Raw genomic sequence first — 23,082 nt, 5'->3', positions numbered from 1 at the left:
CAAAGCCAGAGATCTTAATAATACCTATGCAGAGCGAGTAAAGTCAGGCCTATTATCTTGCTTAAAAGATCCCCTCTTTTGGGCATTGCTATTATTGGCTAGTTTGGTGTTTGGCATGACTTCGCTGCAAGGTCTTTTTACTGCATTGTTTCCAGATCTCGACCGGCCTATTTATGTGCAAGATACCTTTTGGTCACTGGTTGTCGCCCATGTTTTATTGGTGCTGATCTCCAGTGTTATCGCCATCTTTATTGGTGTAAGTGCGGGTATCGCGGTGACTCGCCCAGCAGGAAAAGAGTTTCGCTCAGTTGTGGAAACGGTTGTTGCGATGGGGCAGACTTTTCCGCCTGTTGCAGTACTCGCTATTGCAGTACCGGTCATGGGGTTTAGTGAAAAACCGGCCATTATTGCTTTAGTCCTCTATGGTTTATTGCCTATTTTACAAGGGGCGATCACCGGTATTGAGTCAGTTTCCCGAGATATCCGTGAGGTCGCCCAAGGAGTCGGCATGAGCGCCAGGCAGATTTTGTGGCGGGTTGAATTGCCATTGGCAGCCCCGGTGATTGTTGCGGGTATTCGAACCTCAGTCATCATTAATATCGGTACCGCGGCTATCGCTTCAACGGTGGGAACAAAAACCTTAGGCTCTCCAATTATCATCGGGCTCAGCGGTTTCAATACGGCTTATGTTATTCAAGGTGCAGTTGTTGTCGCCTTATTGGCGATTATCACGGATATGATTTTTACCCGCTGGAATAGACGACTATTGCGTTGGCGAGAATTACAGTCTCTTCCGGTAGTTAAGAATAATTAAGTAAACACAATTGAGTTGGGAACAACTAATGCTTCGGGTTTATGGCGTTATTTATAGTGGGTATTTATGCTAATTTCACTGCCGATGTATGGTATCCAGCCGCAAGATGTACAGCCCTTTTGGCAGCTATTATCTCGACAACTGCACAACTATGGCGTGGCCGGAGTCAGTGAGCAGCTAGCTTGGCCCTCGGATTTACTGCAACACTGGCAAGATCCTAATGTACTACTGAGCCAAACTTGTGGTTTTCCTCTGGTGACGTTATTACAGCATCAAGTACAATTGGTTGGAGCATTCAGCTATCAATCACCTTATTGTTCAGGAGAGTATTATCGCAGCTTAGTGGTCGTGCGTGAGGATGAAGCAGGCCTGCAACTGGCAGACTTTCGCGGCAAGATAGTTGCTTATAACAGTACCGACTCACAATCTGGCTATAATGCATTACGTGCCTTAATTGCCCCACTGGCGGTCAATGGGCGTTTCTTTTCTCATGGAATTGCCTCTGGTGGGCATTATCGTTCAATCGACATGGTTAAGCAGCATCATGCTGACATCGCCGCAATAGATTGCGTTAGCTTTGCATTGTTACAACGAGCTAACCCCACAGCGGTTGCTGGGTTAAAAATTATAGCGCAGACAGAGGCTGCACCTGGATTGCCACTCATTACCTCGTTATCGACTTCTAAGGAACAGCTCCTCCTCATACGTCAGGCTATCAGTGCCACCATCAATTCTCCGACGGCTATTTCAGCTAAAGACCTGCTATTGATCAAAGGATTCAGTGTGTTGCCTTGGTCGGCCTATGACGTAATTAAACATATGCAACACAAGGCTTTTGCACTCGGCGTTATGACTCTTTAATACTAATTATCTCTATTTATTAATGATTAACTAATATATTAAAAATTGCTGAATTAGCTATATATTAATTCAAAACAATATTAATTAAATAGATAATAAAATCCCGTCAATTCATTATCGATAATGATTTATATTCGCACTTGCCTTTATTTATAATTTATATCAACTACCTTTATACGTGCAGCAAATATTTATCGTTGATTTTATCCTTTTATAGGGAATTGTAAGGATTAACTATGTCTACAGATGATCAAAAGGTCGGGCTTATTCCAGTAACCCTGATGGTTGCAGGGAATATAATGGGATCTGGCGTGTTTTTATTACCGGCTAATTTAGCCTCAACAGGAGGAATCGCAATATGGGGATGGTTGGTGACAATTATTGGCGCTTTAGCGCTTTCAATGGTTTATGCCAAGATGTCATCACTGGATGATAGCCCCGGAGGTTCTTATGCTTACGCCAGACGAGCTTTTGGCCCATTTCTAGGTTATCAAACTAACGTTCTTTATTGGTTGGCATGTTGGATTGGAAATATCGCCATGGTAGTCATTGGCGTGGGGTATCTGAGTTATTTCTTCCCGATTTTAAAAGAACCCATGGTATTAACCATTACGTGTGTAGTCTTTTTATGGATATTTGTTGGGCTGAATATTATCGGGCCGAAAATGATTACTCGAGTACAGGCAGTGGCAACGTCATTGGCACTCATACCCATTGTCGGAATCGCTTTATTTGGTTGGTTCTGGTTCAAAGGGGAGACTTATATGGCGGCTTGGAATGTCAGCGGCTTGGGTACATTGAGTGCGATTCAAAGTACCTTGAATGTAACGTTATGGTCATTTATCGGGGTAGAAACAGCCTCAGTCGCCGCCGGTGTAGTGAAAAATCCAAAACGTAATGTGCCTATTGCCACTGTGGGGGGCGTATTAATTGCTGCTGTCTGCTATGTCCTTTCCAGTACTGCCATCATGGGCATGATCCCTAATGCAGAATTGCGCGTGTCAGCGTCACCCTTTGGTGATGCAGCTCGACTGGCATTGGGCGATACTGCAGGCGCAATTGTATCACTCTGTGCTGCCGCGGGCTGTCTTGGATCACTAGGTGGCTGGACATTGGTTGCTGGGCAAACGGCAAAAGCCGCGGCTGACGATGGGTTGTTTCCTCCTATCTTTGGTAAGGTTAACCAGGCGGGTACACCTGTCGCGGGTCTACTTATTCTGGGTGTTCTGATGACTGTTTTCCAAATAAGCAGTATTTCACCCAATGCAGCAAAAGAGTTTGGTTTAGTTTCTTCTGTTTCTGTCATTTTTACTTTGGTTCCTTATTTATATACCTGCGCCGCTTTACTACTGGTGGGGCATGGTCATTTAGGAACACAAGTTAGAACTTATATTAGTATTACACTTATTGCTTTTATTTATTGTATTTGGGCTGTGGTGGGTTCAGGTGCCGAAGAGGTTATGTGGTCATTCGTGACTCTGATGGTTATTACCGCACTCTATACTTTCAATTATAACCGTACTCATAAAAGTCCGTTCCCACTCGATTCCCCAGTTAAAAACACGCAGTAATATCGAAATTTGTCTGATAACCGGGTGAACTATTCATGCTTTGCTATGAGTCATATATAAAGGGAGAGATATAATGATTGATTTAAGTCGCCATAAGAAACGTAATGTTCTAATCGTAGACAGTAATATTCGCGATATTAATACGGCTAATGGTCGTGCGGTCAATGAGTTAATCATTGCACTGGATGATATAAATTTTAATGTTATTGCAGCTGCAACATTCGAAGATGGCAGCGCGACAGTCGCTTCAGACTCCTCTTTGTGTTGTATTTTTGTCGATTGGACTTCCGGTGGCAATGATGATGAATCCCACAGTCAGGCTTTTGCTTTGTTGCAAGAAATTCGCCATCGTAATAAATCTATCCCAGTGTTATTGATGGCAGAACATTCTTGTATCAATAGCCTGAATCTAGAAACGATGAAACTGGTGAATGAATTTGTCTGGATGCATGAAGATACTGCCGAGTTTATAGCCGCCCGCGCAAATGCATTGATCAGCAAATATTATCAACAGCTATTACCTCCCTTCACCAAAGCCCTGTTTCAATATACTCAAGACAATCCCGAATATTCATGGGCTGCACCTGGGCATCAGGGCGGCGTCGCATTTAGTAAAACAGCAGTAGGTCGCGAATTTCTTGATTTCTTTGGTGAGAATCTTTTCCGGTCAGATACCGGTATTGAGAGAGGGTCTTTGGGATCGCTACTCGATCACAGTGGGCCAATAAAAGAGTCCGAGGCCTATGCAGCACAGGTTTTCGGGGCACATATCAGTTATTCGATGCTCAATGGTACTTCCGGTTCTAACCGCGCCATTATGACCGCCGTGGTAGGCGATAAACAGATCGCGCTATGTGATCGTAATTGCCATAAGTCGATTGAGCAGGGGCTGGTGTTATCGGGTGCATTGCCGGTTTTTTTTATTCCGACACGCAATCGCTATGGCATCATCGGCCCGATCCCCAAATCTCAATTCCAACCCGCGGTTATTGCTAAGAACATTGCGCAGAATCCACTTCTGGCATTAGTTCCTGATAGCAAACCTGTTTATGCCGTGGTCACCAATTGTACTTATGATGGTATGTGCTACAACGCCAGACAGGCGCAGGATCTATTGGCAAAAAGTGTTGATCAGATTCATTTTGATGAAGCTTGGTATGCTTACGCCCGTTTTAATCCCTTGTACCAAGATAGATTTGCCATGCGTGGCTCTCCCGTTGACCATGATCCTGAAGGACCGACTGTTTTTGCCACGCAATCAACACATAAATTGTTAGCAGCACTGTCCCAAGCTTCATATATCCATGTAAGGAATGGTAAAAAACCTATCGAGCACTCACGTTTTAATGAGTCTTATATGCTGCAATCCACCACTTCGCCGCTGTATGCCATTATTGCCGCCAATGAGGTTGGTGCGGCAATGATGGATGGCTCGCAAGGGCTGGCGTTAACCCAAGAAGTCATTAATGAAGCTGTCGATTTTCGCTTAGCTTTAGCACGCGCACATGATGCCTTTGCCGAGCAAGGCGAGTGGTTCTTTAAGCCGTGGAACATCCCTGAAATTACAGATAAAGAGAGTGGCCAAAAAATTCCGTTTGCTCAGGCTTCAAGAGATCAATTAACCACAGATCCTGAATGTTGGGTTCTCAAACCCGGTGATCAGTGGCATGGATTTGATCAGCTAGATGATGACTGGTGCATGCTAGATCCGATTAAAGCGGGGATCATGGTGCCGGGGATGGGGGATGATGGTGTTCTGCTGAAAAATGGTATCCCCGCCGCGATAGTGACTGAATTTCTGGGGCAACGGGGCATTGTTCCGTCACGCACCACAGACTTTATGGTGTTATGTCTGTTCTCCGTGGGGGTGACCAAGGGGAAGTGGGGCACATTAATCAATGTGTTACTGGAGTTTAAACAGCACTACGACAGCAACACGCCGATCTCTATTTGCTTACCTGAACTGGCAACAAATTACCCGCAACAATACGGACATATGGGCTTACGTGAGCTGTGTGACAAGATGTTTGCTTATATGAAAACCAGTGAAATGGATAAATTACAGGCCGAGGCATTTGGTCATTTACCTACTCCAGTTACCTTGCCCCGTCTGGCTTTTCAACATCATATGGCCGGGCGTTGTGAACTGTTGCCACTGGATAGCTTGGCAGGGCGTATTTCGGCGGTTGGGGTGATTCCCTATCCACCGGGTATTCCAATTGTGATGCCCGGTGAAAGCTTTGGTCGTGATGATGAACCTTGGCTACTTTACATTCGCAGCCTTGCGAGTTGGGGCCAGTATTTCCCTGGGTTTGAGAAGATTTTGGAAGGGGCCGAACAGAAGAATGGGCAGTATTATATCTGGGTACTGAAGCAATAGCTTTTGGCCGAATATAAATAGTTATTTATGAAATCGATGAGTGCATAAGTTAGCCGTTAAGCTCGGTCTTATGCACTTTTTGCTTATCACTCTTGCCGCGTTGGATGCGTGCTTATGGTGATTCCTGACCGTTGTTGGACAAACCTGCAGGGCCAATATCAGACAATGGGCTAGATTCAGTGGTTTCAGTTTCATGTGGGGTGGTTGAACGAGTATAAATGTTCAGCCCAGCCAGAAAAACGCCGCCTAACGAACTCAGAGCCATTACCGCAATCAGGATAATGAGTGCCTTTCTCAGCATAATTATTTTCACTTTTTATCTAAACAGCGTGAATTATAGCCCGTTCACTAAATGAAACAACCATGTTGCATTCTTGCTATGTAGAGATTAACGGGTTTTAAACAGAAATTTCCCCAGAGTGACCAATACCACAGCAGAAACAATAACTGCCAATGCACACCACTCGGTGGTTGATAGGCTCTCACCGGCAAAGCCAATCCCCAGTAATACGGCAACAACCGGGTTTACATAGGCATAACTGGTGGCTACTGCAGGGCGGACATTTTTTAGCAAAAACATATAGGCGCTGATGGCAAGCATTGAACCGAAAACAATCAGATAAAGTAATGAGAGAATCCCGCCCATTGATGGCATCTGGTTCAGCTCTTCACCACTGATGGTGCTGGCAAGCAACAGAACCACCCCAGCGACCAGCATTTGTGCCGCACCGGACATTGCCCCACTGGGTAGCGCCAGACGTGAACTCCAGACTGAGCCAAATGCCCAACTGGCTGAAGCCAACAATATCAACATTGCCCCCACCGGGTTACCTAACAAGTTACTGCCAGTATTAAGTAATATGATACCGACTAACCCGAGAGCAATCCCCGACCATTCCAGTTTTGTGTTACGCATACCCCATAACATGCTGAAACACAAAGTGAACAGTGGGACAGTGGCTACCATCACTGCGGCAATTCCAGAAGGGACATGCTGGTGTTCCGCGATGGTGACCAGCCCATTACCGATAGCCAATAATAAGATACCGATAGCACTGGCACCCATCCATTGGCGCAAAGTTGGCAGGGCATGACCACGAATGGCAAGGTAGCTGAACAGCAATATCCCGGCAATCAAGTAGCGTAGTCCAGCCATCATCAAGGGGGGCCAGCTTTCGACCCCGATACGAATGACCAGATAAGTTGAACCCCAGACGAAGTATAAGGTGAACAATGAACCGACCAGCAACCACAGGTTACGACTATTTTGCTTCAGCATAGTTATTCAATAAGAAAGCAGCAGAAAACACGGATGCACCAGTAAACATGAGAATAGTGATCGTTAGCAAAGCTTTTTATCATTTTTTTTCGTTTTAATTTTTTGACTGAAATTTGCGCTAAAACAGAGGGTTATTCTTGTCAGAGACCATGGTTAGGTTAATAAACAGTGACAAAATCTGTACTTCTTGGGAAAGCTAAAAATACTTCAGGCATGATGCATAAAATGACCACGCAGACATGACTCGTTATCAGACAAGGTGGATAATTTATGGGGGTTTTACGCATGGATAGCCAGCCGGATATTCGCACAATGAATTTCTCACTCTCTTATTTTGTGCTGGCGATGTTGCTGCTTCTCGGTGGTGGGGCAGTGGCTAATGCCGCACAGAGTGACTATGCCTTCTTATCTGCCAGTGCGTTACAGCATAATCAGCGAGTCATTATGCAGGAAAAACAGACGGAGCAAGGGCAGATCCCCACAGAAACCTGGCAAGCTTATCACCAGCTATTGCAGCAGGCAGATAAAGCGCTAAAACGGCCCGATTTCAGTGTGATGGATAAAAATAACGTACCCCCCAGTGGTTCTAAACATGATTATCTTAGTTTGAGCGCCTACTGGTGGCCTGACGGCCAAAAAAGCGATGGTTTACCTTGGATACGTAAAGATGGGCAGATTAATCCTGCCAGTAAAAATGCTGACAGCGATGGTGTGCGTTTGGCTGATTTCACGGCTCAGGTACAAACACTGACTTTAGCTTGGTATTTTTCCGGCCAACAAAAGTATGCCGATAAAGCCATCAGCCTGATCAGAACCTGGTTTATTGCCCCACAAACCCGGATGAACCCGAATCTCAATTTTGCACAAGGTGTGCCGGGAATTGCCGCTGGACGAGGAACCGGGGTTTTGGATGGGCGCTATTTTGCTACTCGCATTGTCGATTCACTGATTATGTTACAGCAGAATAAGCACTGGACAGCGCAAGATGAAAAGCAGATGCGGCAGTGGATGACAGAATATCTGGCATGGTTGCGTCACAGTCCGGCAGGTAAAAAAGAGGCCGCAGCACTGAATAATCATGGTAACTGGTATGCGGTGCAAGTGGCTGGAATAGCTTGGTATCTACAACAACCGCATGTGGTGGTTGAGATGGCGCAATTGCTGAAAACTAAGCTGGATACTCAATTAGCAGCGGATGGTTCGCAACCTTTAGAACTGGCGCGAACCCGCTCTTTCCATTACAGCTATTTCAGTTTGCAGGCGGCCACACTGATGGCCCAATTAGCCGATAAAGTCCACATTGACCTGTGGCGCTACCAAACCCCTCAAAACAGTAGTTTGATTAAAGCGCTTGATTTTATGGCTCCTTTTTCCGATGAGCAGAAAAAATGGCCCTATCACAGTCTTGATAACATCGGTGTTCGGCTGGTGCCGCTGATGGTACAGGTCGATAAAGCGCTAGGTGAAAATCGCTATCAACATTGGATTCAGCAAGCTGATTTTTCGCAAAAAGTGGGTAAGACAGCAGCCAAACGCAAAGGCGCAGTGGCAGAAGTGTTACGTGATATTGGGTTACTGTCTGTTCCTGTTAATAAATAACTATCATTATTTATAAAAAATAAAGCCGGGAGATAACTCCCGGCAAAATAAAAATGGCTAAGCCTAATAAAATTCACAAGTCACGATGAAGCATTCAAACAATGAGGATAATACCGATGTGTATCGCTTAGAACTGATAAACCAAGCCGACAGCAACAACGTTGTCTGTATTTAATTTCAGCTTGTTATCATCATTCAGTTGGTTGATTTTATAATCAACGTAGGTAGACATATTTTTATTGAAGTAATAGTAAGCGCCAATATCAACATACTTAACTAAATCTGCATCACCAATACCTTCGATATCTTTGCCTTTAGACTGAATATAAGCCAAAGACGGTTTCAAACCGAAATCGAACAGATATTGTGCGACTAACTCAACGTTCTGGGTTTTATTAGCAAAACCACTTACGCTGGTTGATACATTATTAATCACCGCAGTACCGGAAATAGGGGTCATATTACGGGTTTCAGCATAAGTTGCGCCCAAATAAACACCGTTATCATCATATTTCAGACCGGTAGTCCAGGCATCGGCTTTATCGCCTTTACCAAAGGCACCGTTTTTCTGAGCAGCAGTACGATTCGATGAGGAGTAAGCCGCACCCACACTCACGCCGGCACCAATCTCATAGCTGGAAGACAAACCGAAGCCATCGCCATTCTGCTTAGCGGCATCAGCACGGCCATTGGTGCTGTCAGTCTCGCTGCCATTTTTGCCTTGGTATTGCAGAGAGAACTTCAATCCATCAACTAAACCGAAGAAATCGGTGTTGCGGTAAGTCGCAACGCCAGTTGTACGGCCAGTTAAAAAGTTATCGGTTCTGGTGTAGCTGTCGTTACCGAATTCCGGCAACATATCTGTCCAAGCGGCGATATCATATAACACGCCGTAGTTACGACCATAATCGATTGAACCTAATTTCCCATAACGTAAACCAGCAAACGCTAAACGTGTTTTATTATCTTTCGTTTCTTGGCTTTCTGCATAGTTAGCCGCAATGTTATATTCCCACTGACCGTAACCGGTCAATTGGTCAGTAATTTGGGTTACGCCTTTAAAACCAAAACGGACGTAAGATTTATCGCCATCACTTTTATTATTATCAGAGAAGTAATGCAATGCTTTTACTTTTCCATATAAATCAAGTTTGTTACCGTCTTTATTATAGATTTCTGCTGCATGTGAGGTGGTGGCAACTAATAAAGCAGGTACCAGGATTGCCAGAATATTACGTTTCATATTTTTGCCCTGTTTCTCTTATTAAAAAAGACGCGAGTAGTAGAATTTTTTGCTGTATTCAATATCTATCTGAATTCATCCAGCGCAGAATTTTTACCGCATCTGTGTGATACATTTATGACAAATCATAAATAACTGCGACATTGCGTAAATTTCATCTCACTGTCATTTGCGCAAGCAGGGGATTTCAGCTACCGCATCTATGCTTTCGGGCTGACGTGAGCGTTGTGGTGTGGGAGAATAGGGCAACATTCAGTTTAGATAAGATATGCATGGCGTTGTCCCCAGCAGTAAAAGAACAAATTAGTCAGTGGTATAAGGCGCTTTCGCAGCAGATTCCGGATTTTATTCCTCGGGCGCCACAGCGCCAGATGATCGCCGAAGTGGCGAAAACACTGGCGGGCGATGCTGGCCGTCATTTGGCTATTGAAGCTCCGACGGGTGTGGGCAAAACACTGTCTTATCTGATTCCCGGCATTGCCGTGGGTCGCGCAGAAAGCAAGCCGCTGGTGGTGAGCACGGCGAACGTGGCGCTACAGGATCAGATTTACAGTAAAGATTTGCCGCTGTTGAAGAAAATTATTCCTGACCTCAAATTCACCGGTGCCTTCGGGCGCGGGCGGTACGTTTGTCCGCGTAATCTGGCGGCAATGTGCACCGATGTGTCTGGCCAAGGGGATTTATCCCTATTTCTTGGTGATGAACTGGCCCCCGCGAATGGTGAGGAACAGGCAACTTGTCTGACACTTTCTAAGTCGTTGAATAACCATTCTTGGGACGGGCTGCGTGACCATCATAAGTTATCACTCAGTGACAGCTTATGGACCAAATTGAGCACGGATAAAGCCAACTGCCTTGGGCGTAATTGCCACTATTTTCGTGAATGTCCGTTTTTTATTGCTCGCAAAGAGATAGAAAGTGCCGATGTGGTGGTCGCCAACCATGCATTAGTGATGGCGGCATTGGAAACCGAGTCGGTACTGCCCAATCCGAAAGAGTTGCTGTTAGTGCTGGATGAAGGCCACCATTTGCCGGATGTCGCGCGCGATGCATTGGAAATTGAAGGTGAAATTACCGCCGTTTTTGCCAACATGCAGTTAGACATGATTGTGCGGCTGGTGGACCAATGCATGGTGCAATACCGGCCTAAAAATCCGCCGGGCTTATCAAATCCTGAGCGCTTGAAAGACCATTGTGAGCAATTGCGCGAGCTAATGCTGAGTGTCGAGCAACAGGTTAGTCAACTGCTCCCCACAGATGGCAGCCCAGCGGTGTACCGCTTTGAAATGGGTGAACTGCCGGGGAGTTTGACGGAAGATTGCGCAAAATTATTCAAATTGACCGATGCTTTGCGCGGCTTAGCCGAGTTTGTGCTCAATGATTTGAGTGAGCAAACCGGTAAGCACGATATTGTGCGGCTGCATCGGGCCATTTTGCAGATGAGCCGGTCGTTGGGCTATCTGGAGGCCATGAGTAAACTCTGGCGGTTGGCAGCAATGGCAAAAGCCTCAAATGCACCAATTTCCAAGTGGGTGACCCGGGACTATCGCGACAACCAAACGCATCTCTATTTTCACTGCGTGGGGATTCGGGTCAGTGATCAGCTCGATAAAATGTTATGGCGCAAAGTCCCCCATGTGATTGTGACCTCAGCAACCTTGCGCTCACTCAATAGTTTTGCGCGTTTACAGGAGCTTAGTGGCTTAAGTGAGAAAGCCGGTGACCGGTTTGAAACATTGTCATCGCCATTTAATCATATTGAGCAAGGGAAGCTTATTATTCCCAAAATGCGTCACGAGCCGACTATGGCGCATGAAGCTGAACATTTGGCTGAGATGGCGCAATTCTTCCGCGCGCAACACGCCAGCGGGCGACATAAAGGCATGTTGATTCTATTTAGCAGCCATCGGGCGATGCAAACATTTCTCAGCCATGTCACGGATCTGCGGTTGATGCTACTGGTCCAAGGGGATCAACCGCGCTATCGGCTGGTCGAAGAGCACCGTAAGCGGGTGAACAGTGGTACCGCCAGCGTCTTGATTGGTTTGCAATCCTTTGCCGAAGGGTTAGATCTGAAAGGTGAATTGTTGACTCAGGTTCATATTCACAAGATTTCATTCCCGCCTATCGATAGCCCGGTGATCCTGACGGAAGGTGAATGGTTAAAGTCTCTGAATCGTTACCCGTTTGAAGTGCAAAGCTTGCCAAGCGCTTCGTTCAACTTAATTCAGCAGGTTGGGCGCTTGATTCGCAGTAATGCCTGTCATGGTGAAATTGTTATTTATGACCGGCGTTTATTGACCAAGGGTTATGGTTCGCGCCTGCTAGCTGCGCTACCGGTTTTCCCTATTGAACAGCCGGATATGCCAGAGGGCGTGATAGCTCCGGCTAAAATCGTCAAGACACCGGCTAAAACCGGAGTGAAAAAAGGGCGGCGCAAGCGGGCGGTTTAATAACGGCTGTTAACGAATAATCCAGTTAAAAAAGTATTCGATCTGAAATCTTTCTCTATAGGCATAAATCCAGTGACTAAGATTATATAAGCCGCTGGTGAGCTGAACCTAACAAGTCAAGCCAGACAGTACCTCCGGTGTAAATTGCTGGTTATTGGTTAGCGGTAACGCTGACTGTTATCGACATGTTTAGCGGGTAGGGTGAAGCAGAATGAAACAGCTAATGGCAGAGTTTATTGGCACTTTCTGGCTGGTGTTAGGCGGGTGTGGCAGTGCGGTATTGGCTGCAATGTTCCCGGTGGCGGGTATTGGGTTTCTCGGTGTGGCGTTGGCATTCGGGCTAACTGTCGTCACCATGGCTTATGCCTTGGGGCATATCTCGGGCGCGCATTTTAACCCGGCGGTATCGCTCGGTTTATGGGTCGGTGGTCGTTTCTCCGGCGCACAGTTAGTCCCCTATATTGTGGCGCAGGTCCTCGGGGGATTGGCCGGGGCCGCCATTTTGTACTTAATCGCCAGTGGTAAAGCCGGTTTTGATGTCAGTGCCGGGTTTGCCAGCAATGGTTTTGGTGTGCGCTCACCGGGGGGGTATAGCTTACAAGCCGTATTAGTTGCGGAGGTGGTTTTAACCATGGGATTTGTCATGGTTATTATGGGCGCGACGGACAAAGGTTCGCACCCTGCCGCCGCGCCACTCGCTATCGGGCTATGTCTCACACTGATTCACTTGATCAGTATCCCAGTGGATAATACCTCGGTAAACCCGGCGCGCAGCACCGGTGTGGCTATTTTTGCCGGTGGTATTGCATTGCAGCAATTGTGGGTATTCTGGCTGGCACCGCTAGTCGGAGGTGCTTTAGGCGGTGCCATCTACCGTGTGCTATTTAGCCCGCCGGAAGAGCTGAACAACCCATAGTGATATACAGGTCACTGCTGTGGTTGTTCCGCAGTTGTGGCCTGTTTTCCGCGCCAACTGACAGTTAACAGTCCTACCAGCGATATGCTCACCAAGAACAGCATAGCGGCTTGATATCCTTGATAGAAAGTGGTGTAAATCAAGCTTGATACCGCAAGGCCAATAGCCCCGCCAAGATTATGTAAGGTCCAGGCTACTCCCATCGCGCTTCCTCCTTGCTCAGTAGAGACCGCGTTCAGCGCGCTAACAGCCGCAGGGCTGAGAATTGCCCCCCAGCCAATGCCCATTAAACTAAAGGCAACAATAATTATCCATAGCGCACTGTTTGCAGTGAATGTCGCCTGTAAACCGGCAGAGAGTGCCAGTGCAACAAAACCAAGGATCAAGGGAGGACGCGCGCCAGCTGCATCAACCCAACGGCCAATCAGTGGCGAAATCAGTGCCATAATGGCGGTGGTAGGGAGTAAGAGCAGGCCGAGGATTAATCCACTGTAATGGCGAGTACCTTCCAGATATATCGGCATCAAGAAGAAAGCGGCACAGTAGAAAAAGGCCAATAACGCACTTGCCAGACAAGCAATAGCAAAGGCGGGGATACGAAATAGACTCAATTTAACCAAAGGGGCAGGGACACGGCTTTCAATATGGAAAAAGGCCACCAAGAGCAATATTGCGACGGCGATAACAGCGAGAGTTTTATGGCTTAGCCACCCCCATTCAGCGCCTTGATTGATGCCCAACAGTAAACTTGCCAGCGCACTGACTAGTAAAACCACTCCTGCAATATCTAATACCGGACGCCCTTCAGATAAGCGGGATTCCCGTATATTGCCGAGACAAAAGGCAAAACTAAGTAGAATTAAGGGGATGTTTAACAAAAATACCCAGCGCCAGCCCAAGGTGCTAACCACGATGCCACCGAGAACTGGCCCTAATGCCAGTCCTAACCCATTCACGCCCAGTAACATGCCAACAGCGCGCCCCCGCTGATGAGTGGGGAATGCATCTGCCACAATAGTCACCGTGACGGTATACAAAACGGCACAGGCGGCACCTTGAATAAAGCGCCAGCCATTCAACACCATGATGCTCTCGGCTAATCCCGCTCCCAGAGATGATAAGCCAAAGGCGATCATTGCCAAATAAAGCACCCGCCGCCGGCCATATAAGTCGGCCAGTCTTCCAGCGGTGACCATAAAAGCACATAGGGCCATTAGAAATAGTGAAACTACCCATTGGACACGATGAATACTGGCAGACATATCCTGCGCAATCGCCGGGATGGCGGTGTTAACGACTGTAAAATCAATGCAGCCGAGAAAGCTGGCAATACTGATACCCATCAGCATCCTAATTAGATGTGGGGCGGTGTTCGTTGAGGCTGATAGGTTAGGTACGATTTTATGCATGCTGATAGTGACTCATCATCGGTTAGCTAGCTGATAGACTTTGTAGTTTACTGGCGAATTCATATAGCCGGTGGCGCTAGTTTGGCGTCTAATTGACGATAATATTTCTCCAATAGACAAGCTCGTTAATAGCAGTAATCAAGGAGTCGCAATGATTTCCAGCGATCGCCTCAATGGCATCCGGGCATTTGTACAGGCAGTGCAGGCGGAAGGGTTTAGCCGAGCGGCCGAGCAACTTGGGCTGTCTCGCTCAACAGTAGGTAAAGCGGTTGCTCGTCTGGAAGAGCGGCTATCAGTGCGTTTATTCCAGCGGACAACTCGCAGCTTATCACTGACGGATGAGGGACGAATTTTCTATGCCGATTGTGTCCGCGCCTTGACTGCTCTTGATGCCGCAGAAGCACACTTAGCCGCGCGGGCGACAGCGCCAAGTGGCCGGTTAAGAATTTCATTACCGGTATTATTTGGTCAGCAATGGGTGATGCCGACACTGCTCACGCTGGCGGATAATTATCCCGCACTAGAGATTGAAGTGCTGTTTTCCAACCAGCGGGTAGATTTTGCCGAGTCGGGTATCGATTTAGCAGTGCGCATTGGGGAGACCGGTGATGCTGCGGGGCTGGTAGCTCGCAAGTTAGGTGAACAGCAGCAAGTGTTGTGTGGCAGCCGTGAGTACTTCGCCTCCTATGGTTATCCGCAACATTGGCATGAGCTAGCTGGGCATCGCACTATTAGTAAATTACAAAACGGTCATCTTGAAGCATGGCAGTTATGGGATAGCCAAGGGCAGATTCAGTGGGTAATACCAGCCAGTCGATTACGCTTTGATAATATTGCCGCGGTAGCGGCGGCAACACTTGCCGGTCAGGGAGTGGCTTTGCTGCCCCGTTGGTTAGTGGGTGAAGCATTGCGCTCAGGTCAGTTATTGGAAATTCTGCCCGGTAGTACAGGGCCGGGTTTGCCTATCCATGCCGTCTGGCTAAAAGGCGGCGTAATGCCAGCTAGATTGCGGGTGGCTATTGATGCCTTGGTTGAGGCTTTTGTCCCACAGGCTCCCTGGCAATAAATCCTCTTACAGTTATTGCTATCAGTGATAAAGTTTAAGCAATATTTTGCCTGATTTATATTTACCGCATACCGACAGGGGAAACACCGCACCATGGATTACAGCAAAATTATCAAAGAGATTGGGCGTGGTAAGAATCATGCTCGCGATCTGGATCAGGCGACGGCCTATGAACTGTATAAAGCCATGTTGGCAGGGCAGGTTCCGGCATTGGAGTTGGGCGGTATCCTGATTGCCTTTCGAATTAAAGGTGAATCTGAGCAGGAAATCTTAGGTTTCTACCAAGCGATGCAAGAACAGGTTATGTCACTGCGAGCGCCGCAGGGGCGTCCACTACCGGTGGTGATCCCCAGCTATAACGGTGCGCGCAAACAAGCTAATCTGACCCCGTTGCTGGCATTGTTGCTTTCCCGTCTTGGCCTGCCAGTGGTAGTGCATGGGGTAACCGAAGACAGTAGCCGGGTGACCAGCGCCGAGATTTTCCAACACTTGAATATCCCATGGTCACTCGACTCCAATGCCGCGCAACAGCGTCTGGACCAAGGTTTACCTGTGTTTATCCCAGTATCGGCATTATCAGCCCAATTAGATGAACAGTTACAGCAACGCTGGCGTATGGGGGTCAGAAACAGCAGTCATACGCTGGCAAAACTGGCAACCCCCTTTATTCATGACAAAGCGCTACGTCTGGCCAGTGTTTCTCACCCTGAGTATATGCAAAAAGTGGGCGGTTTCTTCCAGTCAGTCAATGCTCCAGCCCTGCTCCAGCAAGGTACTGAAGGGGAAGTTTATGCCAATCCATTACGCTGCCCGCCTATTCATTATATTAATCATGGTGAGCAGCAAATTTTATTGGATCGCCAGCCCGAACCGACGGAGCTGGCCTTGCCAGATTCGAAAGATGCAGCAGTAACGGCAGGCTGGATTGCCAGCTGTCTGGCGGGTGAGTTGCCAATCCCTGATGCTATCCAAAAGCAATTGGCATGTTGTTTGGTGGCAACTGGGCGGGCAGAGACGGTTGAGCAGGCGCTGCAACAGATTAAAATCAGCTGAATCATCGGCTCAGCTGTGGTGAGCAATATAATAGATAAATAACCTGTAATTATCATATTGGGTTATTTATCTATTTTTTACCGTGCTAAAAAGTGCTGAAAACTTTTCAAAATTCCACTTTTCAGTATGAGATTTTCTATTTTTATCTCTTCCATTGTGTCTTCCGCGATAAAATATTTTCTTCGCACGAAGGGTCAGCTAATCAGCGTTTATGACCAATAAATATATTTTTTGACCTGTTAATTGAATATTAAAAGGGTAATCGCTCTTTTTATCAATTAAGTCGGTTTTTTGCCTCATTTCTGTATGTTTTTACCTCATGATAATCGCCATTTGTTGTCTGTTGTGACAGTGCTAGACTGAGAAAAGGCTATTGATTTTCTTACTCGAATATTGCTGAAAAGGAACGCTATGCAACCGGCTTTGAACTACTTTAATGCTCTGAATCACGATTATCTGGCGGTCCATCAGGCTAAAGAAGATCTCTTCTGGCAGAACTATATGGGGCTGGGTGGTGCTGATATTGCACAGCAATTTTCTGCGGCAGAAACGGCCTACAAGCGGTTTATCGCCCAAAGCCATCGTCTAAAAGAATTACGAGACTTAATGGCCTCGGTGGAAAGTCAGCCTGCTAGCGCAGAGCGCGATGCACTGATGCATGGGCTTCAGGGGTGGTACCGTTTTTTTGACTGTAATGCCATCGAAGACCCCAACACGCAAGCACTGCTTGATGAGATTATTTCTGCTGAATCAGATCTTTATCAGCGGCGTAAAGCTTTTACTCTGACACATATTAATGCTGCGGGTGAGCGGGTGCCTGCTTCATTGGGCGAGCTGTTGACCAACCAAGGCACCAATGAAAACGCCGAATGCCGCCACAGTTCACATTTGGCATTGCGTGAGCTGGAACAATGGCTACTGCATAATGGTTTACCGGAGTTAATCAATTTACGTAATAAGTTTGCGCGGCAAATGGGCTATCGCAATTACTTTGATTACAAAGTGAATAAAACCGAGCGCATGACGCCAGAACAGCTGTTCACTATTTTGGACCGCTTTGAAGAACAGACACGTGTAGCTAACCAGCGCAGCTTGCAGCAATTAGCCGCAGAAAAAGGTGCGGAAACACTGGAGCCATGGAATATTCGCTATGCCAGCAGTGGTGATGTTACCCGCCAATTAGACCCTTATTTCCCATTTGCCGACTCCCTTGACCGCTGGGTCAATAGCTTTAAACGGTTGCATATTGGTTTTCGTGGCGCGCAGATGAACTTGGATCTGCTGGTTCGGCCGGGGAAATATGAAAATGGCTTTATGCATGGCCCGGTTCCGCCTTTTGTTGACCAAGGGAAATGGATACCGGCGCGGATCAACTTCACCAGTTTGGCCAAGCCAGATCAGGTCGGAAGTGGTGCCTCAGGGCTGAATACCTTATTTCATGAAGGTGGACACGCGGCGCATTTCGCCAATATTGTGCAAAATGCGCCCTGTTTTTCGCAGGAGTTTCCGCCCACATCTATGGCCTACGCCGAAACCCAATCTATGTTCTGCGATAGCCTGCTCGATGATGCCGATTGGTTAAAACGTTATGCCAAAAACAGTGCCGGCGAACCCGTTCCTGATGCCTTGATTCAAGAAAGTATTCGGGCACGGCAACCTATGCGTGCTTTTAATGAGCGACATATCTTGTTGGTTCCTTATTTTGAATGGCAGCTTTATCAGTGGGATGATGCACAGCGCACGCCACAGGCCATAACTCAATTAGCCCGGGATATTGAGTTAAAAATTCTAGACGTCAGTGGTAGCCCACGGCCAACATTGGCTATTCCTCACTTACTGTCGATGGAGTCTGCGTGCTCCTATCAAGGGTATTTACTGGCGCTGATGGCGGTTGAGCAGACCAGAGCTTTCTTCCTTAAACGCGATGGCTATTTAACGGATAACCCGGCAGTTGGCCCAGATCTGGCTCAACATTATTGGCGGCCGGGCAACAGTGTCAGCCATGACGAGACACTGCGCAGTCTGACAGGAGAGGGTTTTAACCCAGATTATCTGGCAAATGTGTGTAATCAAACCGTTGAAGAAGCTTGGCTGCTGGCACAGCAAACCATTGAACAGGCCGCTTTGCGCCCGCAACCCACCGCAGATTTTGATTTAAATGTCACTCTGCGGATAGTGGATGGCGATAAACTGCTGGCCGACAATCAGCAGGGGGATGAGATGATGTGCCGCACATTCGCCAAAGCAATAAATGCCCTGCTTGATTAAGTGTAAATTTGGTATTTTGTAAGCAAAAAAAAGCCCATCCAGCACTGATTAACACAGTACTGATGGGCTTTTTCTTTTTTAGCAGTAATGCTAGTTGGGATGAAATTTGAATATCGCTAACATTGCTGTAAATTCAAAGATAAACAGTAGATTAGTTATAAATAACCGCAGTACCGTGCATCAAGTTATTGCCTGTTGCTGAAGTGATGGTGAAGGCTTTAGCACCGGCAGCATCGGCTTTTTCTGCCAGTTGCGCTTTCAAGCTGCTTAGGCTGGTGACACCACTGACAGAGATCACACCGACTTGGTCTAATTTAGCGGCATCTTGGCTGTTAACGTATTCTGCGGCAAAGCTACCGAAAGACAGAGTAGAGAGGGCGATAACTGCAACGAAATTTTTGATGTTTTTCATGATGTATTCCTATTCGGTTTTAAGGTTGAAAGGGCGCTCCCTTTCGATAGAAGCTATGTTACGCCCTTGTTGAAATTTAAAAACCGGATAGAATTGAGTAAATCATTCAAAATATTTGAATATTTATTGCCGCGGTTGTGTTCCCTCTGGCCGCAGTAAGTCAAAGCGTAAATCGTCGGAGACTTGGTAATAAGTGCTGGGGCCGCCGCCACGTAAAATGGGTTGTGCCGCCATTGCTTGATAAATCCCCTCGGCATTAATTAATTCACGATGAATATGTACCGCAATTACTTCGCCTAGCACTAGCCAGTTATCAATCGTTGCCCCTGCTGCATTTTTTAGCTGGATACATTGGGTCAGTTTACATTCGAAATTCACCGGGCTTTCTGCCACACAATCGACATTGACGCAGCGACCTGCTCTGGGCGTCAAGCCAGCAAACAGAAATTCATCTTGCTCCGACGGCAGGGTGGCGGAGCTGTTATTCATGGCCATCGCCAGTGGTCGAGTTGCCAAATTCCACACAAACTCACCGGTCTCGGCAATATTGGCGACACTATCCTTCCAGCCACTGCTGGAAAAACCAATAATCGGTGGGCGGTCACTAAAACAATTAAAGAAACTATAAGGTGCGAGATTACGTTGGCCCGCACGATTCACCGAAGATATCCACCCGATAGGACGTGGGCCAATAATCGATTTCAGAGGATCATGAGCCAGGCCATGGCCAGCCGCAGGTTCGTAGTAATAATAATTTTCAGTACTCATACATTCCTACCATTGCACGATGGTCACATAAGGCCAAAACTGGCAAATCCGTCAGCCATTCTGGCTAGCAATAAATGGGCTAGCGGCGAGCAGTCTCTTTAGCTGCTCGCCCGCTGAGCGCTAATTTATGCTATCTTACGCGCCAGAAAATGCCTATCAGAGAGTCAGTACGATGGAAAACAAAAAAGTATTCCCGCAAGAAAAAAGTGGATTGCACCCTAGAAACCGTCATCGCTCGCGTTATGACTTTGATGCGCTTTCAGTGAGTTGCCCAGAATTAATCCCTTTTTTGGCCCCAAATGCTTACGGTGATATTTCTATCGATTTTGCTGATCCTGCGGCAGTGAAAATGTTAAACAAAGCCTTGTTAAAACATTTTTATGGCATTGAATATTGGGATATTCCCGCAGACTTCTTATGCCCGCCGATTCCGGGGCGTGCTGATTATGTGCATCATTTGGCTGATTTATTAGCCAGTTGCAATGATGGAGTGATCCCGCAGGGCAAAAATATCGCGTTGCTGGATATCGGTGTCGGGGCTAACTGTATTTATCCGATTATTGGTCAGCGAGAATATGGCTGGCGCTTTACCGGGACTGACATTGATTCGCAAGCACTCAGTGCGGCAAAAATGGTGGTCTCCATGAACCCGACACTGAAAAATACGTTGCGGCTTAAGCATCAGAAAGACCCACAAGCTATCTTTGACGGGATTTTGGCACTGAATGAGCGCTACGATGCCACCTTGTGTAATCCGCCGTTCCATGGCTCCGCAGAAGAGGCCGCCGCAACCACGCGCCGCAAGTTGCACAAATTGGGCAAAGGTGAAGTCGCGTTCAAGCCCGTGCAAAACTTTGGTGGTAAAAATAGTGAGCTGTGGTGTGAGGGCGGTGAAGAAGGGTTCGTCAGCCGCATGGTGGCGGAAAGCGCAACCAAGGCGAAGAACTGCTTCTGGTTTACCTCATTGATTTCCAAGAAGACGACATTGCCCGCTATTTATCATGCACTGCGTTATGCCAATGCAGTAGAAGTTCGTACCATTGACATGGCACAAGGGCAGAAGGTGAGCCGGTTTGTTGCGTGGACGTTTTTGACGCCGGAGGAGCAAGCCGCCTGGAAAGCCGAACGCTGGACCCTGCGTTCTTGACGCCGCAGCTGTGTTCGTCGCATTCACTCACCCGAATCACTTACTGATGTAAGCTCATCGGGATGAGTTCACTTGCTGCCTTGCTGCAACGCCAATAACTTTGGGTATCCCTCGTTTTTGATGCTACAGCGGTGTTCGCCGCATTCACTCACCCGAATCACTTACTGATGTAAGCTCATCGGGGTGAGTTCACTTGCGGCGCTGCTTCTTGTATTTGCTTAGTTGAATAATTTACTTATGTAAGCTTATTACTTGCTGCCTACTTACTTTAGGCTAAGCTGATTAAGATAAGTCTTAGTCAGGCATTATAAGCTGGCAAGTAATCGTTATATTTTGATTTTTAGTTATCTTTTAATTTCATTAACTCATATACCTCATCGTCCAGGGTGAAGAATAAAACCTAAAGAGTTCTAAAGGCTGTTTGGGTTTTATATGGTACGCACGTTGATAAGCACATTGTTAATTTGCAGCTCAATCATTCGCCATAAGGACTTAACTTATGCTGTTTAACTTCAGCTCATCTCATGCCTCCCCGCGCGCAGAACTAACATCAATTGATAATGCTGTTCCGATGATTATTTTTAAGCCTGATGGCACAGTAAAACATGCTAATTCATTATTTTTACAGGCAATGGGATATCAACAAGATGAGGTGGTAGGTAAGCATCATAAATTATTTTGTGAGCCGCATTATGTACAAAGTGATGCTTATCGCCGCCATTGGCAATTGCTAAATGAAGGGCGACCCATTACCGACAATATTAAGCGTGTCCGTAAAGACGGCACTATTATTTGGTTGCAGGGAACCTATACACCAGTGCTTGATAGCCAGGGCAGAGTGGTCGAGATAATCAAACTGGCGAGTGATATTACTGATCGAATTTTACAATCTCAGGAGCATCAGAGTTTGCTCGCGGCACTTAATCGTTCCATGGGAATGATTACCTTCACTCCGCAAGGCACTATTTTAGATGCCAATGATAACCTGCTAAAAGTTATTGGTTACTCCCTGGCTGATATCCAACATAAATCCCATCAGATGTTATGTACCCCTGAATTTGCTCACTCGGATGAATATCGTAAGCATTGGCAACGGTTAGCGCGGGGAGAGTTTATTATCGGGCGTTTTGAGCGGGTAAATAGCCGTGGTGAGCGAGTATGGCTGGAGGCGAGTTATAACCCGATTATGGACAATGACGGGCAAATACTGAAAGTGGTAAAAATTGCCCAAGATATTACGCAACTGATGTTGCAGCAGGAGCATGAAGAAAACCTGATCCGCGATGTGCATCATTTATCATTAACCACTGACCGCTCGGCATCACAGGGAGCCGAGATTGTTCAGCAGGCAGTACGTGGTATGCAGGAAGTCGAGTCTGTTGCCCGTGAAACATCGGATGTCGTCAGTGATTTAGGCCGCTGTTCAAAAGAGATTGGCACCATTGTAGAAGCTATCCGCAAAATCTCTTCGCAAACTAATTTATTGGCGATTAATGCTTCTATTGAAGCGGCTCATGCCGGTGAGCATGGAAAAGGTTTTTCTGTGGTAGCCAGTGAGGTGCGCATGCTGGCAGAGAGGTCACGTAAGGCGGCGACGGAAATCGAACACATGACAAAGACCATTCAGAATGGCGTCACGGCGGCCATTAAGGGTATGGATGTGTGTGTTGAGCATGCGGGGGGCGGGGTAACGCTGACGCAAGATGCCGGTGAGGTCATCAATCAGGTCAATATTGGGATGCAAGATGTTGTGAAGTTGATGGCAGCATTTGCTCAGGTGAAGAATCAGCAAAGCATGGTATGACCGGGCAGATGGCGACAAAATAAAAAAACTGGCGAGTAT

18 protein-coding genes are annotated in these 23,082 nt (G+C 46.9%); 12 read left to right on the top strand and 6 right to left on the bottom strand.

Features of this window, described 5'->3' with window-relative positions; genetic code table 11:
* The first annotated feature begins 115 nt into the window (after positions 1-115).
* From FTA96_RS08865 to FTA96_RS08850, 4 genes are all read left to right on the top strand, one after another.
* On the top strand, positions 116-814 hold the full coding sequence (locus FTA96_RS08865) for an ABC transporter permease (protein WP_186371159.1): 699 nt from the start codon (positions 116-118) through the stop codon (positions 812-814).
* An 84-nt stretch (positions 815-898) separates the two neighbouring features.
* A complete protein-coding gene (locus FTA96_RS08860; protein WP_145573664.1) occupies positions 899-1,675 on the top strand; it encodes a phosphate/phosphite/phosphonate ABC transporter substrate-binding protein in 777 nt (258 codons plus the stop codon).
* A 236-nt stretch (positions 1,676-1,911) separates the two neighbouring features.
* Positions 1,912-3,246 (top strand): arginine/agmatine antiporter, encoded by a 1,335-nt coding sequence (gene adiC, locus FTA96_RS08855; protein ID WP_050107634.1) that lies wholly within the window; start codon positions 1,912-1,914, stop codon positions 3,244-3,246.
* A gap of 73 nt (positions 3,247-3,319) precedes the next feature.
* Positions 3,320-5,626 carry an Orn/Lys/Arg family decarboxylase gene (locus FTA96_RS08850; protein ID WP_050145068.1) on the top strand — a complete coding sequence of 769 codons (2,307 nt, stop codon included), beginning with the start codon at positions 3,320-3,322 and terminating at the stop codon, positions 5,624-5,626.
* Between the two features lie 112 nt (positions 5,627-5,738).
* On the opposite strand, the gene FTA96_RS08845 is transcribed toward FTA96_RS08850, so the two are convergent.
* Together FTA96_RS08845 and yedA are read right to left on the bottom strand one after the other, a co-directional pair.
* The gene (locus FTA96_RS08845; RefSeq protein WP_025377722.1) at positions 5,739-5,927 is read right to left on the bottom strand and encodes a hypothetical protein; all 189 of its coding nucleotides are present in this window, start codon (positions 5,925-5,927) and stop codon (positions 5,739-5,741) included.
* Between the two features lie 87 nt (positions 5,928-6,014).
* Entirely contained in the window at positions 6,015-6,905 is an 891-nt protein-coding gene (gene yedA / locus FTA96_RS08840; RefSeq protein WP_050107631.1) for a drug/metabolite exporter YedA, read from the bottom strand.
* Between the two features lie 270 nt (positions 6,906-7,175).
* Here yedA and FTA96_RS08835 point away from each other — a divergent pair, with 270 nt between their 5' ends.
* A complete protein-coding gene (locus FTA96_RS08835) occupies positions 7,176-8,504 on the top strand; it encodes an alginate lyase family protein (RefSeq protein ID WP_145573617.1) in 1,329 nt (442 codons plus the stop codon).
* Between the two features lie 127 nt (positions 8,505-8,631).
* Here FTA96_RS08835 and ompF2 read toward each other — a convergent pair whose 3' ends face one another.
* Positions 8,632-9,747: a porin OmpF2 gene (ompF2, locus tag FTA96_RS08830; RefSeq protein WP_050107628.1), complete on the bottom strand. Its 1,116-nt coding sequence runs from the start codon at positions 9,745-9,747 to the stop codon at positions 8,632-8,634.
* Positions 9,748-10,019: 272 nt separating this feature from the next.
* Here ompF2 and dinG point away from each other — a divergent pair, with 272 nt between their 5' ends.
* The gene (dinG, locus tag FTA96_RS08825; protein WP_145573615.1) at positions 10,020-12,200 is read left to right on the top strand and encodes an ATP-dependent DNA helicase DinG; all 2,181 of its coding nucleotides are present in this window, start codon (positions 10,020-10,022) and stop codon (positions 12,198-12,200) included.
* Between the two features lie 211 nt (positions 12,201-12,411).
* The gene (gene aqpZ / locus FTA96_RS08820; protein WP_050107624.1) at positions 12,412-13,116 is read left to right on the top strand and encodes an aquaporin Z; all 705 of its coding nucleotides are present in this window, start codon (positions 12,412-12,414) and stop codon (positions 13,114-13,116) included.
* An 11-nt stretch (positions 13,117-13,127) separates the two neighbouring features.
* Here aqpZ and FTA96_RS08815 read toward each other — a convergent pair whose 3' ends face one another.
* A complete protein-coding gene (locus FTA96_RS08815) occupies positions 13,128-14,459 on the bottom strand; it encodes an MFS transporter (protein WP_235897452.1) in 1,332 nt (443 codons plus the stop codon).
* A gap of 217 nt (positions 14,460-14,676) precedes the next feature.
* On the opposite strand from FTA96_RS08815, the gene FTA96_RS08810 reads away from it, so the two are divergent.
* The 3 genes from FTA96_RS08810 to FTA96_RS08800 all read left to right on the top strand — a co-directional run bounded on the left by FTA96_RS08810 (position 14,677) and on the right by FTA96_RS08800 (position 18,912).
* Complete coding sequence (locus FTA96_RS08810) at positions 14,677-15,591, top strand: LysR family transcriptional regulator (RefSeq protein WP_145573611.1); 915 nt, start codon at positions 14,677-14,679, stop codon at positions 15,589-15,591.
* 93 nt (positions 15,592-15,684) lie between these two features.
* On the top strand, positions 15,685-16,644 hold the full coding sequence (gene ybiB, locus FTA96_RS08805; protein WP_145530304.1) for a DNA-binding protein YbiB: 960 nt from the start codon (positions 15,685-15,687) through the stop codon (positions 16,642-16,644).
* A 411-nt stretch (positions 16,645-17,055) separates the two neighbouring features.
* On the top strand, positions 17,056-18,912 hold the full coding sequence (locus tag FTA96_RS08800; protein WP_145573609.1) for a M3 family metallopeptidase: 1,857 nt from the start codon (positions 17,056-17,058) through the stop codon (positions 18,910-18,912).
* Positions 18,913-19,063: 151 nt separating this feature from the next.
* On the opposite strand, the gene bhsA is transcribed toward FTA96_RS08800, so the two are convergent.
* Together bhsA and FTA96_RS08790 are read right to left on the bottom strand one after the other, a co-directional pair.
* A complete protein-coding gene (gene bhsA / locus FTA96_RS08795; protein WP_050122347.1) occupies positions 19,064-19,324 on the bottom strand; it encodes a multiple stress resistance protein BhsA in 261 nt (86 codons plus the stop codon).
* A gap of 123 nt (positions 19,325-19,447) precedes the next feature.
* Positions 19,448-20,092 carry a flavin reductase family protein gene (locus tag FTA96_RS08790; protein WP_145573608.1) on the bottom strand — a complete coding sequence of 215 codons (645 nt, stop codon included), beginning with the start codon at positions 20,090-20,092 and terminating at the stop codon, positions 19,448-19,450.
* A gap of 172 nt (positions 20,093-20,264) precedes the next feature.
* On the opposite strand from FTA96_RS08790, the gene rlmF reads away from it, so the two are divergent.
* The gene (gene rlmF, locus FTA96_RS08785; protein ID WP_172665632.1) at positions 20,265-21,239 is read left to right on the top strand and encodes a 23S rRNA (adenine(1618)-N(6))-methyltransferase RlmF; all 975 of its coding nucleotides are present in this window, start codon (positions 20,265-20,267) and stop codon (positions 21,237-21,239) included.
* A gap of 499 nt (positions 21,240-21,738) precedes the next feature.
* On the top strand, positions 21,739-23,043 hold the full coding sequence (locus FTA96_RS08780; protein WP_050122343.1) for a methyl-accepting chemotaxis protein: 1,305 nt from the start codon (positions 21,739-21,741) through the stop codon (positions 23,041-23,043).
* Positions 23,044-23,082 lie beyond the last annotated feature (39 nt).

Source organism: Yersinia alsatica, from assembly GCF_902170305.1.
GTDB classification, from domain to species: Bacteria; Pseudomonadota; Gammaproteobacteria; order Enterobacterales; family Enterobacteriaceae; genus Yersinia; species Yersinia alsatica.
Note: the sequence above shows the minus strand (reverse complement) of the source record. Positions and strands in the feature narration are given on the sequence as shown.

What these genes read in the sequence shown, in the direction of transcription:
- adiC (WP_050107634.1), top strand. Translation starts at nt 1,912, where the DNA reads ATGTCTACAGATGATCAAAAGGTCGGGCTTATTCCAGTAACCCTGATG.
- FTA96_RS08860 (WP_145573664.1), top strand. Translation starts at nt 899, where the DNA reads ATGTATGGTATCCAGCCGCAAGATGTACAGCCCTTTTGGCAGCTATTA.
- FTA96_RS08790 (WP_145573608.1), bottom strand. Translation starts at nt 20,092, where the DNA reads ATGAGTACTGAAAATTATTATTACTACGAACCTGCGGCTGGCCATGGC.
- FTA96_RS08810 (WP_145573611.1), top strand. Translation starts at nt 14,677, where the DNA reads ATGATTTCCAGCGATCGCCTCAATGGCATCCGGGCATTTGTACAGGCA.
- aqpZ (WP_050107624.1), top strand. Translation starts at nt 12,412, where the DNA reads ATGAAACAGCTAATGGCAGAGTTTATTGGCACTTTCTGGCTGGTGTTA.
- dinG (WP_145573615.1), top strand. Translation starts at nt 10,020, where the DNA reads ATGGCGTTGTCCCCAGCAGTAAAAGAACAAATTAGTCAGTGGTATAAG.
- FTA96_RS08815 (WP_235897452.1), bottom strand. Translation starts at nt 14,459, where the DNA reads ATGGGTATCAGTATTGCCAGCTTTCTCGGCTGCATTGATTTTACAGTC.
- rlmF (WP_172665632.1), top strand. Translation starts at nt 20,265, where the DNA reads ATGGAAAACAAAAAAGTATTCCCGCAAGAAAAAAGTGGATTGCACCCT.
- FTA96_RS08845 (WP_025377722.1), bottom strand. Translation starts at nt 5,927, where the DNA reads ATGCTGAGAAAGGCACTCATTATCCTGATTGCGGTAATGGCTCTGAGT.
- FTA96_RS08865 (WP_186371159.1), top strand. Translation starts at nt 116, where the DNA reads ATGACTTCGCTGCAAGGTCTTTTTACTGCATTGTTTCCAGATCTCGAC.
- ybiB (WP_145530304.1), top strand. Translation starts at nt 15,685, where the DNA reads ATGGATTACAGCAAAATTATCAAAGAGATTGGGCGTGGTAAGAATCAT.
- yedA (WP_050107631.1), bottom strand. Translation starts at nt 6,905, where the DNA reads ATGCTGAAGCAAAATAGTCGTAACCTGTGGTTGCTGGTCGGTTCATTG.
- FTA96_RS08780 (WP_050122343.1), top strand. Translation starts at nt 21,739, where the DNA reads ATGCTGTTTAACTTCAGCTCATCTCATGCCTCCCCGCGCGCAGAACTA.
- FTA96_RS08850 (WP_050145068.1), top strand. Translation starts at nt 3,320, where the DNA reads ATGATTGATTTAAGTCGCCATAAGAAACGTAATGTTCTAATCGTAGAC.
- bhsA (WP_050122347.1), bottom strand. Translation starts at nt 19,324, where the DNA reads ATGAAAAACATCAAAAATTTCGTTGCAGTTATCGCCCTCTCTACTCTG.
- ompF2 (WP_050107628.1), bottom strand. Translation starts at nt 9,747, where the DNA reads ATGAAACGTAATATTCTGGCAATCCTGGTACCTGCTTTATTAGTTGCC.
- FTA96_RS08835 (WP_145573617.1), top strand. Translation starts at nt 7,176, where the DNA reads ATGGGGGTTTTACGCATGGATAGCCAGCCGGATATTCGCACAATGAAT.
- FTA96_RS08800 (WP_145573609.1), top strand. Translation starts at nt 17,056, where the DNA reads ATGCAACCGGCTTTGAACTACTTTAATGCTCTGAATCACGATTATCTG.